The sequence below is a fragment of the Alteribacillus sp. HJP-4 genome, from assembly GCF_042139015.1.
Taxonomy (GTDB): domain Bacteria; phylum Bacillota; class Bacilli; order Bacillales; family Marinococcaceae; genus JBHIKY01.
The window spans coordinates 283,414-296,718 of sequence record NZ_JBHIKY010000003.1 but is presented as its reverse complement, the minus strand read 5'-3'; the positions used below and the strand labels follow the sequence as shown (position 1 = coordinate 296,718).

Annotated in this window: 13 protein-coding genes; 12 read left to right on the top strand and 1 reads right to left on the bottom strand. The window is 43.0% G+C overall.

The annotated features are described in order from the left end of the window. The first annotated feature begins 407 nt into the window (after positions 1–407). The 3 genes from ACE4RR_RS04505 to ACE4RR_RS04495 all read left to right on the top strand — a co-directional run bounded on the left by ACE4RR_RS04505 (position 408) and on the right by ACE4RR_RS04495 (position 2,221). Positions 408–1,190 (top strand): alpha/beta fold hydrolase, encoded by a 783-nt coding sequence (locus ACE4RR_RS04505; RefSeq protein WP_375534202.1) that lies wholly within the window; start codon positions 408–410, stop codon positions 1,188–1,190. Between the two features lie 150 nt (positions 1,191–1,340). Beyond that, positions 1,341–1,790, top strand: a complete 450-nt coding sequence (locus tag ACE4RR_RS04500) for a DUF1569 domain-containing protein (protein WP_375534201.1) — start codon at positions 1,341–1,343, stop codon at positions 1,788–1,790. 281 nt (positions 1,791–2,071) lie between these two features. After that, the gene (locus ACE4RR_RS04495; protein ID WP_375534200.1) at positions 2,072–2,221 is read left to right on the top strand and encodes a hypothetical protein; all 150 of its coding nucleotides are present in this window, start codon (positions 2,072–2,074) and stop codon (positions 2,219–2,221) included. A 149-nt stretch (positions 2,222–2,370) separates the two neighbouring features. Here ACE4RR_RS04495 and ACE4RR_RS04490 read toward each other — a convergent pair whose 3' ends face one another. Next, complete coding sequence (locus ACE4RR_RS04490) at positions 2,371–3,276, bottom strand: AraC family transcriptional regulator (RefSeq protein ID WP_375534199.1); 906 nt, start codon at positions 3,274–3,276, stop codon at positions 2,371–2,373. A 178-nt stretch (positions 3,277–3,454) separates the two neighbouring features. Between ACE4RR_RS04490 and ACE4RR_RS04485 the strand changes: the two genes are divergently transcribed. The 9 genes from ACE4RR_RS04485 to ACE4RR_RS04445 all read left to right on the top strand — a co-directional run bounded on the left by ACE4RR_RS04485 (position 3,455) and on the right by ACE4RR_RS04445 (position 13,264). Beyond that, complete coding sequence (locus ACE4RR_RS04485) at positions 3,455–4,246, top strand: phytanoyl-CoA dioxygenase family protein (protein WP_375534198.1); 792 nt, start codon at positions 3,455–3,457, stop codon at positions 4,244–4,246. Positions 4,247–4,454: 208 nt separating this feature from the next. Next, positions 4,455–5,465 (top strand): Gfo/Idh/MocA family protein, encoded by a 1,011-nt coding sequence (locus ACE4RR_RS04480; protein ID WP_375534197.1) that lies wholly within the window; start codon positions 4,455–4,457, stop codon positions 5,463–5,465. A 319-nt stretch (positions 5,466–5,784) separates the two neighbouring features. Continuing rightward, positions 5,785–7,122, top strand: coding sequence for an ABC transporter substrate-binding protein (locus tag ACE4RR_RS04475; RefSeq protein WP_375534196.1), 1,338 nt, complete (start codon positions 5,785–5,787; stop codon positions 7,120–7,122). Between the two features lie 73 nt (positions 7,123–7,195). Then, complete coding sequence (locus ACE4RR_RS04470; RefSeq protein ID WP_375534195.1) at positions 7,196–8,062, top strand: carbohydrate ABC transporter permease; 867 nt, start codon at positions 7,196–7,198, stop codon at positions 8,060–8,062. Beyond that, a complete protein-coding gene (locus tag ACE4RR_RS04465; protein ID WP_375534194.1) occupies positions 8,059–8,952 on the top strand; it encodes a carbohydrate ABC transporter permease in 894 nt (297 codons plus the stop codon). The genes ACE4RR_RS04470 and ACE4RR_RS04465 overlap by 4 nt, the downstream gene beginning before the upstream one ends. Before the next feature lie 39 nt (positions 8,953–8,991). After that, positions 8,992–9,819 carry a sugar phosphate isomerase/epimerase family protein gene (locus tag ACE4RR_RS04460; protein ID WP_375534193.1) on the top strand — a complete coding sequence of 276 codons (828 nt, stop codon included), beginning with the start codon at positions 8,992–8,994 and terminating at the stop codon, positions 9,817–9,819. After that, a complete protein-coding gene (locus ACE4RR_RS04455) occupies positions 9,816–10,835 on the top strand; it encodes a Gfo/Idh/MocA family protein (RefSeq protein ID WP_375534192.1) in 1,020 nt (339 codons plus the stop codon). The genes ACE4RR_RS04460 and ACE4RR_RS04455 overlap by 4 nt, the downstream gene beginning before the upstream one ends. Positions 10,836–10,927: 92 nt before the next feature. Continuing rightward, on the top strand, positions 10,928–11,863 hold the full coding sequence (locus ACE4RR_RS04450) for a helix-turn-helix domain-containing protein (protein ID WP_375534191.1): 936 nt from the start codon (positions 10,928–10,930) through the stop codon (positions 11,861–11,863). A gap of 18 nt (positions 11,864–11,881) precedes the next feature. Continuing rightward, positions 11,882–13,264: a sulfatase family protein gene (locus tag ACE4RR_RS04445; RefSeq protein WP_375534190.1), complete on the top strand. Its 1,383-nt coding sequence runs from the start codon at positions 11,882–11,884 to the stop codon at positions 13,262–13,264. Positions 13,265–13,305 lie beyond the last annotated feature (41 nt).

Genomic DNA, 13,305 nt, shown 5'->3' with positions numbered 1-13,305 from the left:
ACAACACAGGTAGAAAATGATCAAACTTTTTTATAAAAATCAAACTTAAATCCGCTGAAAAAGAATCCATTTTGATCAATCTTTTTTCAAAATGGATTCTTTTTATTTATCGTAAAATATGGGTTTGCGAGGTATTTTTTATCAAACTTTATTTCAAAGCTACAACTTACAATAAAGTTGTTTAATTACAAATAAAATCGTTACATTTACAATAAAGATGTTTAAAAATCTAGTCATATTATATTCCATTAAAGGGCCAGATTGTTGAATGACAGCAGGAAATTTATTGATGGTGGAGAAATTAATGTTTATGGTATTTAATGTATGTATCGGCAGTATATTTATTAACATGTTGTTGGATGTAGCGGAGTAAGATTCATACATTTTTCGAGAAAAAGGATATATATATGAATACAACCCAGTCAAAGGACGGTACAACTTTAGCGTACAATGTCTACGGTAATGGTCCAGCTCTTATTTACATAACGGGAGCGAGCTGCCACCGCTCATTTAAGCCGATAGTGCAAGATGCCAAAATATTTGCCACTGAATTCACTGTTTACAATTACGATCGACGTGGACGCGGCAATAGCGAAAACACACTGCCTTATACAATGGAACGTGAAATCGAGGATATCGAAGCCATGATTGATTCAGCAGGCGGCACGGCGTATTTGTATGGCCATTCTTCGGGTGCCGTATTAGCACTTGAGGCTGCACTTCAACTTGGCAGCAAAGTGCAAAAAGTAATTATGTATGATGCTCCATATGTACGTGACGAGGAAAAAAAGGTCGAATACAATCAATTAAGCCAAAAAATAAACAAACTTCTCGATAAAGGGAAACATGCAGAAGCAATGAGCACCTTTTTGAAAGGTATTGGGATGCCAAAAGTATTTGTTTTGCTATTGCCTCTATTGCCCGGCTGGAGAACTATGAAAGCACTAGCTCCAACCATTGCTTATGATATTGCTCTAACTCAGGACATGCCTCCTGTTGAACGAGCTACTCGAGTTTCCGTACCAACACAAATCATCGTTGGCGAGAAAAGTCCATCCTCAATGCATGATGTCGGCCGCCAACTAGCGAAGGCAATTCCAAACGCAAAGTTTGTACAACTTGCAGGCCAAGACCACATGGTTAACGGAAAAACCCTTCTGCCTCTGCTTTCGGGCTTTTTCAAAAAATAATGCCCTCTTTCGTAAGATTCTTTTGAATTTTGAATCATCTAGTCCCGGCAATAAAACCTGCTAGTTTACTTTTAGGATCTAATACTTAATTTAAGGGAATGATTGCATTCTTTCTTGATGTAAAGGAAATTTGTAAAGAGAGGTGTACAATTGAAAAATATTTTTAATCCATTGTATTCAGAGGAAATTTTAAACCGTATTGACAAATTAAATTCAAATACAAAACAGCAATGGGGTAAAATGAGTGTTGCCCAAATGCTAGCACATTGCTCATCTTTTCAAGATATTGCAATGGGAAATTCCTTTCCTGCGAGAGATTGGTTAGGGAGATTAATAGGAGGCTTTGTGAAACCAATCTTTTATAACGACAAGCCATTAGCCCAAAATATGTCTACAATTCCAACCATTTTGATAGTAGAAGAAAAAGAATTTGAAACAGAAAAGAAAAAATTAAAACAAAAAATTATAACCTTCCCAAATAATGGTCCAGAGAAGTGTACGATCCATCCACATCCTTTTTTCGGTAAACTTACTACCGAACAATGGGGAAAAGGAATTTACAAGCACCTTGACCATCATTTAAAACAGTTTGGAGTTTAGTTAGTCTTTAGAAGTTTAAATAAGATTGAAAGTGACAGGAATTGAAAATCAATACACCTGAAATAACAAATAATGATATTCCACAATCAGGCGCTATTGCTGAACAATGAGCAGTCACTTTTTTACTAAATGGATCAGAATAGTTCTAAAATAATTAAGAAACCTAGCTAATCTTCTCATGTGAAGGTAGCTGGGTTTTTAAAGTTGAATGTGCAAAATAACACTTAAAATAAGCGCAATTTATCGGTCAAAGTGACATACTTCCCTGTATGGCGGGAAATTTGGCTTACTTTTTGGCCGATAACGGAACACATGTCCTGCAAAGCTCGGAAGACGAGCTGTTTGGAGATAATACCATTGTCCGGAAACCCGGCCGCAGCAGTCTACTGCTTGTGGCGTTTAAGCATGAGCTTTTCTTATTTATTTTTTAAAATTTTTAGCTTGCTTCACTGCTGAAGTAATCATTCTTTTCGCTTTTTCTCTGTTTCTTTGATCCTTCAGGTATTTTTGGCTCCTCCTATGGATCATCCTGCTGACTCGTTTACTATAACACATTCTAGGATGGCTCTATTTTTGAATGTTACTGAAGGGCGGACTGTTTTGCGAAATCTCTTGGGGACATGCCTGTATGCTTTTTAAAGTTGCGGTTAAAGTGGCTGAGGTCATTAAATCCGCATTCAAACGCTATATCTGCAATTTTATTGTTTGTATCGCTTAAGGCTGCACAGGCTTCCTTCACCTGCTGCTTCTGGCGGAATTCAATAATGGTCATGCCTGTAAAGGCTTTAAATTTAGCCGTGAGAGAAGAGATGCTCATACCGTACGTCTGGCTGAGCTGCGCTAATGTAATCGGCTGATTATAGTGGCGGGTAATAAATTCAGAGATTGATTTGACAGTTTCTTCATCATTCAATGACACCTGAGGCTGTGTTTTACTTTTGTTGTAAAAGCGGCTCAGTAAAATAAAAACCTCGATCAGCCGAGTTTTAATTATCAGTTCAAACCCGTCTGCTTTTGAATGAAATTCCTTATGAATGTCGTCTAAATGCCGCTCGATTTGAAGCTTCTGGGTCATATCCAGGGGAAGGTACGGAATAAATGAAGTTGTTTTCCGCAAAAATGGGAGCAGATAAAAATAATTAATGAAGGAGGGGAGCTGACTTAAGAAACTTAATTCATTCTTAAGAAATTCCCTTCTGAAAAGAACATTATAAACAATGGTGTCCCCGCTCTCTGCCGCAGTGAAGTGGTGGTATACATCCGGTTCAAGCAAAAAAACATTTCCCGCCTGCACCTGGTAGGATTGTTGGCCGATATGGTGGACAGCGTTTCCTTCAATCACATATACCAATTCAAGAAAGTCATGATTGTGGGGATGGACATGGGTATTTTCAGCAATGCAATAACGGTCGATGAAAAAAGGGAATGCAGGTCTATTAAAGTAATTTTCACCGAGTAATTTCCTTTTTTTCAGAGATTTGCTCATTTCTGCACCGCCCTCCTTGTTGTTTTCAAAATAAACTGAAAAATGTACTGGTTACTATAGCACAATCGGCCTATTTCTGTCATCTGGCAGATACGCATAGTTTCTTAGCAGATCTGCCAAGATAAATGAAACTCACTGCGGTATATTTTAGTTATCCTTACTAAAAGGGGATGCGTTTATGTTTAAAGATTCCCGTTTACATCTGCCGCAGGAAAAGATAGATTTTTATCAAACAAACGGCTATGTTCAGATTGATAATGTACTGAGCGATGCAGAAACAGCTGAGCTGAGCATGCATCTGGATGAAGTGATGAATGTGGGCAGTGAGAGGTCCGTGCAGACGAGTAATTCAGACGGAGCTTACTATAAAGTGTTGAATCAAAAAGTAAACACCTGGCGCGATCATGGCGGCATGGCCCGTTATGTATTATCTGAAAGACTGGCGGGCATTGCTGATCAGCTTTCCGGAAATAAAGGGATCCGTCTCTTTCATGATCACGCTCTTTGGAAAATGCCGAATGACTCAAAGGAGACCCCGTGGCATCAGGATTATCCCTATTGGCCTCTGACTGAGGCAGGAGCTCTTTCGATTTGGCTCACTCTTGATGATGTGGATGAACAAAATGGCTGTATGAAGTTTCTTCCCGGATCCCATAGAATAAAAGATCTGCAGGCAGTAAGCCTCGTAGATGCACATGATATTTTTACAGATGCGAAGGGGAAAGGGAAGGTACTGAACAAGGAAAATGCAGTGTCGGTCCCGCTGAAAAAAGGCAGCTGCACATTTCATGACGGATTGACTTTTCATTATGCCCATTCCAATCAAACCAGTAACCCCCGCCGTGTGCTGGCGATAATTTATATGCCTGATGGATCGGTGTACAGTGGAAAGGACCATGCTGTGACGAAGGAATTGGCTTTACAGAAAGGTGAAATGCTACAAGGCGGATTATTTCCCAAACTAGCGTAAATTCTACGTTTTTTTACACGTTTTCATTCTTTCAGCTCCCTCTAAAACAGCGGGGGCTCTTTGGCATGATGGCGCGATAAGCCATCTTTTTTTTGTGTACAAGCTATAGCAGCGTTTTTCCTGTCTTAAATAAGTCCATATAGACTATGATACTTTTTGTGAAATATTTTAATATGAAGAAAGTAAGAGAAACAGAAAGGAGCGGATAATGCTGAAAGCTGCTGTCATCGGTGTAAATAATATTGGGCGTCTTCATTGCCAGCATTACAGTAATCATCCTGATATCCAACTAGTTTCTGTCTGTGATTTATTAGAGGAACGGGCAGCCGGCATCGCAGAGCAATTCAACACAGCTTATTATACGGATGTACATGAGATGCTTGAGAAGGAAGATATTGATCTGGTCAGTGTCACTACAGCAGGTGAGGAAAATGGAAGTCATCACTTTGCTCCGACGGTTGCTGCTATCGAGGCAGGTAAGGATGTCATGGTGGAAAAGCCGCTCTCGAATAATGTGGAAGAAGCAAGAAAAATGGTGGAGAAAGCAAAAGCAAGGAACGTGCGGCTCGGCTGCAATTTAAACCACAGCTTTGTGCCTGCTGCGCGTAAAGGAAAGGAAATGATAGAAAAAGGTGATCTTGGCACGCTGTTGTTTATAAATATGAAGCTGACCATTCAGAATCCAAAGGATGTTAGTCCCTGGTTTCATATGCGGGCCCTGCATCCCCATTCTATCGATGTAATGAGGAATTTTGGAGGGGAAGTAAAACGAGTCCAGTCCTTTATGATAAAGGCCCCGGGAAGACAGATTTGGTCGACTGTTTCTATTAATATGGAATTCTGTTCTGGAGCCGTCGGTCATTTAACAGGCAGCTATGATATGTCGAGACGCCATCCGATTGAATATTGTGAAGCAGCAGGGGACCAGGGTAGATTTGTGATTGATAATGTGTATGAAAATTTTACCTTTTATCCACATGAACGATCCGAGCAGACAGTACTCCGGAATTCAATCATGACCGGTCTGGGGAGTTTTCATGAGACGATAGGCCGCCGGCTTGACCGCTTTATACAACAGGTAAAAGAAGGCGCAGTCCCGGAAGAGATAGAAGGTTCCGGTGCAGATGCTCTTGCTGGACTTGAAGTAATTGAAGCGGCTATTCAATCTCAAAAATCCAATGGCAGGGTAATTGACGTTCGTTCTTGCGCACTTCATTAGTAAATGCCTAAAAGAATAATAGTTTGGCAGATGGATGTACAACAAAGGTTTGTGGTTTCCAGTAAATAGGAGGCAATATGTAAATATTTTAAAATAATAGTATAATAGCTGTATAAAAAACGAGGAATGTCTTAGTGAAATGCGTAAGATCCCTGAAAGTGCCATGGGGAAACGGAAGAAATACAATATTTTTAATAAGATCAGGATTCAGAATTTTCTGCATTAATTTCCAGCATATTCCGAAATTTTTCCGATATAATGAAAGCGCTGTCAAGTAATATTTTGGTAAACAACATTTTATTAAAAGGGGGAGTAAGACATGAGTTATTTCAAATCAACGTTCACATTATTTGCAGGTACTTTGATGATAGCGGGGGTGATGGCAGGCTGCAGCGGCGGCGGTGGAGATGAAAATAGTGAGGCGTCCGGCGGCAGCGGCGGCGATAGTGAAGAGCCAGTCACTCTGACGATGCTGAGCAGTGAAACGGAAAACTTAAACGGAATAGAGGCTGTAGCGGAGGCTGCCGAGGAAGAGCTGAACATTTCACTTGAAATTGAACAGCGCCCGGCTGGACCTGAAGGGGAAAATGTAGTGAAAACCAGGCTCGCCACACAGGATATGACCGATCTTGTGTCCTTCAATTCAGGTGCTCTGCTGCAGACGATCAATCCGGAACAAAATTTTGTTGATTTAACTGACGAACCATATATGGACCGGATTATGGATGATTATAAACAAACTGTCATGACCAATGACAAAGTATATGGAGTGCCAGCCAACTCTAGTCAAGTTGGAGGCTGGATGTACAACAAAAAGGTATATGAAGAGCTGGATCTCGAGATTCCCCGCACGTGGGACGAGCTGATGGAAAATAATGAAGTCATTAAAGAGGCAGGAAAAACAGCAGTAATTGGTTCCTACAGTGAAACGTGGACAGCTCAGCTTCCACTGCTCGCTGACTTCTATAACGTACAGGTAGAGGAGCCTGATTTTGCGGAGCAATATACAGCCGGGGAGGCAAAATTTGCGGATACACCAGCTGCACTGCGTGGTTTTGAGAAACTCGAGGATGTAGGCGAAGCAGGCGGAGATTTCTTAAATGAAGATTATAATGCTACCACGTATAACCAGGGGATGGAAATGCTCTCAACCGGTGAAGGAGTACACTATCCGATGCTGTCTCAGGTGCTGCCGATTATGGAAGAAAACTATCCAGATACAATTGAGGATATAGGTGTATTCCCTCAGCCTGGCGACAGTGCTGACAGCAACGGATTTACCGTCTGGATGCCGGGAGCTTTCTTAATTAATAACAAATCTGAAAATATTGAAGCAGCAAAGGATTGGCTAGAATTTTTCATTTCGGAAGAGGGTCTTGAAATTTATGCCTCCGCAGTCAAAAATATTGGACCGTTTGTTGTAGAAGGGGTAGAAATGCCGGATGATGCGTATGAAGCAGTAAAGGAAATGCAGCCTTACTTTGACGAAGGAAATACGGCGCCGGGGCTTGAATTTGTGAGCCCGATCAAAGGAGCCAATCTTCCACAGATTTCAACGGAAGTAGGTGGAGGTATACGCTCGGCCGAAGAAGCAGCCAAAATGTACGATGACGATGCAAAAAAACAGGCGAATCAGCTCGGCATTGATGGCTGGTAAGAAAGATAGGAGACGGAGCCCTGCGCTGGTGCTGGCAGGGTTCTAAATTTAAAGGGTAGAAGGAGAGGTAACAATGAACGTATTAAATAATAAAATGTACTCCTATTATTTTCTTCTCCCGGCAGCCATCATATATTTTGTGTTTTTTCTTCTGCCGACGTTAATGTCATTTTTCTACAGCATGACATGGTGGACATTAACGGATTGGGAATTTATCGGATTTGAAAATTTTATTAACTTTTTTCAGGAGCCGTCGCTTCGGATAGGTTTTCGCAACACGCTCCTATTTGCTGCAACTGCCACAACCGGAAAGGTGATTCTGGGGCTTTTATTTGCCGTATTTCTCTGTTCGAAGATTCGAAATAAAGATATTTTACGATCGTTTGTATTTTTTCCAGTATTAATCAGTGCTGTAGCAATTGGGATCGCCTTTAGTGTTATGATGCATCCGACCGACGGCATCATTAATACCAATCTGGCGAAAATTGGTGTTGCCGGTCCGAATTGGCTGGGAGAGGCAGGTCTCGCGATATTCTCTGTCGCGTTCACAGATATTTGGCGCGGAGTAGGAATTGCTACTGTTATCTTTATTGCCGGAATAATGGCAATTCCGGGTGAATACCAGGAGGCGCTGAAAATTGACGGAGGCAATTCATTTCAGGAATTCTGGCACATCACACTGCCGCTATCGAGGCCCGCTATGAACACCGTTATTATTCTCGCACTGATTGACGGTCTAAGGAATTTCGACCTCGTATGGGCGATGACCGGTGGAGGACCGGGATTCAGTTCGGACGTACTTGCCTCCATCATTTATAAGCAGTATGCAGGCGGATTTTACGGATTGGCAACTGCGGGAAATGTCATCTTATTCTTGTTCGTAGCCCTGATCGCATTTCCGGTATTTAAATTCATTAACCGAAAAGAGGTGGATTTATGAGTGTCAATTATGGAAAAAGCTCTGAACTTGTCCAGAGCAGGACCAAAACAAAGGCAAAAACAAAAAAACACCCGAAACGAATATGGTTTGCAGAAATCTTTGGCACTCTTGCCGCTCTCTTGTTCTTCGGTGTCCCCTTTTACTTTGTCATCATAAATTCATTTAAGCCTGCCGAGGAAGCAGCACAGATGAATTTGAGCTGGCCGGGGTCATTCAACCTGCTGGAAAATTACCGTGAAGTCCTGACAGTAAACGATGGCAGGCTTATGCTCGCTTTTTTTAACAGTACCGTCATTACAATAAGCACGATTGTTGTATTAATTATTATCTGTTCGATGGCTGCATTTGTGCTGCAGCGAAGAGAAGGGATTACGAAAAAGCTGAACTACCTTGTCCTTATCGGACTCATGATTCCCCCGGCGATTGTGCCAACAATCTGGGTACTGCAAAATCTTGGCTTATTTAAGACGATGCCTGGGATTATCCTGCTTGAATCCGCGCTCCGCTTCTCATTTGCATGTATATTATACAGGGCATTTGTTGCGACGATTCCAAGAGAGCTTGATGAAGCAGCTTTAATCGATGGATGTGGTCCGCTGCGGCTGTTTTTCCAGATCATTTTTCCATTGCTGAAGCCGGTAACCTCTACAATTATTGTGTTGTCCTCGATTCAGGTGTATAACGATTTTGAGAATATGCTTTACTTTTTTCCCGGAGCAGAAAATGCGACGGTGCAGCTGACACTTTATAACTTTACGGGCATGTTCGGTACTTCGTATCATTATTTATTTGCGAATGTAATTTTAATTTCCATCCCTCCGCTGATTTTGTTTATTTTCTTTAGTAAAAAGATTGTGGCGGGGATGACAGCAGGTGCTGTGAAAGGTTAGAAGCAAGGGTTAAAACTATTGATCAGGAGGAACGATAACATGAAGCTTGGTGTAAATTCTGTTCTATTTGGCGGATACGACTTGAAAACGGCGGTCGATTATATAAAATTCAGCGGATATGACGGAATAGAATTAGCATCGATTGTCGGTATGGCTGAACATCTAAGCGATACGGCAAACGATGAAGAGCTGGATGAAATAAGAAAGACTATCGCAGAGGCGGAACTGGAGCTGTATTGCGTAGAGGCTGCGACGAACATATTAATTCCTGAAAACCTGGAACGGACAAAAAGAGTGTTCGAGAGAGCGGCGAAGCTTGGTATTCCTATGGTAACCTCCGGAAGTGCCGGTGAATCTGATAACGAAGAGAAAACGGAAGCCTCCATTCGAGCGGTAGAGGAGCTTGCGCAGGCAGCAGGTAATGCAGGAATCCGTTATGCGCTGAAGCTTCATTACGGCCAGAGTATTTATAACACGAAGACGGCGCTGCGGTTGATGAGTGAAGTTAAAGATCCTGCGCTGGGGCTGAACTTCGATGCCACCCATGTCGGGAGGGTCGGTGATGATCCTGTGGCTGCCATAGAGGCTCTCCAGGACTATATTATCCATACCCATATCCGCGATACGTTCATTGAGCAGCTGAAGATCGCGGCACCGGAGTATCAAATAGCAGGACGAGGTACAGTACCGTTAAAAGACGTTGTTCAAAAAATGACAGAGACGGGCTATAAAGGAGCGACGGTGCTTGAGATTATCGGAGCAAAGGATTATGAACTGCCCAAAGTAACGGCGATTGCGGCAGAAAGCCACGGCTACTTGAGAAGACTCTTTCAGGAAGCACAAGAAAGAAAGGAGGTCGTCAAATGATTAAGGTTGCCGTTGTCGGAGTAAATAACATTGGGAAAATCCATTGTCGTTATTACAGCCAGAACCCGGATGCAGAGCTTGTAGCTGTCTGTGACATTATAGAAGAAAGAGCGCAGGCGATGCAGGAGCTTTATGGATGCAAAGCATACCCTGATTTGAAGTTGATGCTTGCTCACGAAGAAATTGATGTCATCAGTATAGCGACCGCCGGAGAAGAAAATGGAGGAGATCACTACGGCCCTGCAGTGCTGGCAATAGAAGCAGGGAAAGATGTACTTGTAGAAAAGCCGATTTCTAACAATATTGAAGAAGCGCGGGAGATGGTGAGGCTTGCTGCCGAAAAAAACGTCAGACTCGTAAGTAATCTAAATCACCGTTTTGTACCTGCAGCTTATAAAGGGAAAGAAATCATCGAACAAGGGGAGCTCGGGACACTTTTGTTTTTGAATATGAAACTGACGATACAAAACCCGAAGGAAACAAGTCCATGGTTTCACCTGCGGGCTCTTCATCCCCATTCCATAGATGTTATGAGGTATTTTGCAGGAGATATCAAACGCGTACAATCCTTTATGACGAAAGCGCCGGGTCGAAAAATATGGTCTACTGCCTCCATTAATATTGAGTTTGCGTCCGGAGCGGTAGGACATCTTACAGGAAGCTATGATATGGCCGGCCGGCACCCGATCGAGCATTGTGAGGCAGCCGGCAGCAAAGGTCGATTTGTAATAGACAATGTATATGAAAATTTCACCTTCTATCCTCATGAAAGTGATGAGCTTGTCGTAATGCGCAATTCCATTATGACCGGGGTAGGCAGTTTTCAGGAAACCTTTAAAAACAGGCTCGATCATTTTATTAAGCAGATAAAAGAAGGAGTAGATCCAAAGGCCATGGAAGCCTCCGGAGCAGATGCGCTCGCCGGACAGGAGGTAATTGAGGCGGCCATCCGTTCGCAGATGGAAAATGGAGAGGCTGTAGAAGTTCCGGAAACGAAAAAGGATGCTGTGCTTTGACCCTTTGCAGTAAAGTGTAATGTCTCTCTGAAAATGAAAGGATTGGTTGATTTCACCCCTATTTCATCAGCGTGGGAAGGGCGGAACCGAAAATGAAATTAAGAAGCAGTCAATTTATGCGAGAAAAAAAGTTTCCTTTTTGGATTAACCACAAAATTCATACAGAAGAAAACCTGCCTCCGGTTCACGGACACGATTTTATTGAGCTTGTCTTTGTGACCCATGGAACGGCGGAGCACATTTTTGAAGGAGAAAAGTATGAGCTGTGCGCAGGGGATGTATTTATAATTAACCCGGGCGAAGTTCATACCTATCAGCTGCACGAAGGCAGGGAACTCAGTATTATCAACTGCTTATTTTTGTCGACGCTTATTGATGACATTTGGCTGCGGGAGCTGGGAGTTTCTGAATCAATGGATTATTTTTATATCCACCCTTTTTTAAACAAGCAGGAGCGGTTTCATCACTGTTTAAATCTGCGTGGAGAATACGCTGAAGACATTTATTCACAGTTTGAGAAAATGTCGGAGGAGTATAAAAAACGGAAAGCAGGATATGAAACGCTGATCCGCCTGCAACTCGTCCAAATTCTCATTCAACTGTCCAGAATCTACGGAGAGCAGCGATCGTCCACGAAGCATTTAGAGGTTCAGCACCAGGAAAGGAAGGTGCTGGTGCAGAGGATCTGGGGATATTTGGAGAGGCATTATGACCAGAAGCTCTCGCTGGCGGGATTGTCTGAGCTATTTAATATCAGTTCCAGGCATTTGAACCGGGTCTTCAAGGCGGAGACCGGCCAGACCGTTATAGAAGCGGTGCATCATATCCGTATTAAGCGTGCAAAAATGCTGCTGGCGGATACGTCGGATAAGATCATATGTATCGCCATGGAAGTTGGCTATGATGATCCTGCCTTTTTCACCCGGCTTTTCACCCGGCAGGTCGGGTGTTCGCCCGGAAAATATAGGAACCTTCGCAACCCAGTGCTGATAACTAGAAATATATTTAAAGAAGCAGAAAAAGTGTAATGCGGGAGGAGAACTTGAATGAAGCGAGCAAATGTTATTGTATTTGGTATAGATAGTCTGCGCCGTGATTATATGAGCAGCTATGGGTATCATCACCTGACGACTCCTCATATTGATAAATTTGCGGAAGAAGGGGTATTATTTGAACAACATTTCAGTCCAAGTATTCCAACTACCCCGGCTTATGCGGCGATGCTGACCGGAGGTGACTGCTTTGATACAAATGTCGTCGGTCTCCGTCACAAGGGCCCTGTCGGAGGGGAAGGGGTGCAGACCCTGGCAGAAATTCTCGGAGAAGAGGGTTATAACACCACGTGTGTCGGTTTTACCGGTAATCCGTCCGCAAAAGGATTTCAGAATTACCTGGACTACGAAGCGTGGCTGCCGGATGAGACAGGCCGCTGTCCGAAAGCTGAAAATTTAAACAATGCCGCAATACCGGAGCTGAAAAGATTATCTTCAGAGAATCAGCCATTCTTTCTTTTCCTCCGCCATATGGATCCACATTCCCCGTATCTTCCGCCGCGGCCGTTTGAAAGAATGTTTTACGATCGGAATGAGAAGGATCCTGCCAATAGGTCGATGGAGCCGGTTTATAATTTTAAGCCGCATGCAGATTTTATGAAATCATGGATTCCGGACGGTGTAACCGATCAGGCCTATGTGTCTGCACAATATGAAGGTGCTGTCGCCTACATGGATGCGTGTATCCAGAATATTTTTCAGACGGTGGAGGACCTGGGAATAGAAGAGGAGACGCTGATCATCGTTACTTCAGATCATGGGGAAACCCTATATGAGCACGAGTGTTATTTTGACCATCACGGCATGTATGACAATTGTCTGATCGTCCCGCTCATTCTTAAATATCCAGGCCGGCTCCCGGAAGGAAAACGGATTTCAGACGTTACGGTTATTGAGGACATTATGCCGACGATTCTCGATCTTTTAGATATTCAAAAAGACCAGCAGGGCACAGGAAAAAGCCTGCTCCCGCTGATTCGGGAGGAAGTGACAGAAAAAGTTTCAGAGTTTTATATCACCGAATGCACATGGATGAGAAAGCATGGCTGGCGAACGCCGGAGTGGAAGCTGATTCAGGCGCTGGAACCGGATTTTCATTTTAAGCCGATGACGGAATTATATAATTTAATTAAAGATCCACAGGAGAATCATAATCTAGCAGAGGAAGAGCCTGAAGTGGTCACCTTCCTTCAGGAACGAATGGAAAGTCATATTCAGAAACGGGAGAGAGAAACGGGAAGGGTCAATCCGATGTATACGAATACCGATTATCACGGGCTTGGCGGTGGACCGTTTAAGACCTCGCAGGAAGCATATGACAGACTGTATTTAGGATCGATCACCAGGGCCAGAACCCTTCAGGCGAAAGAAAAGTGACCGGATTGTAAGTTGTGATAGAGACTTGGTTACTTAACCAG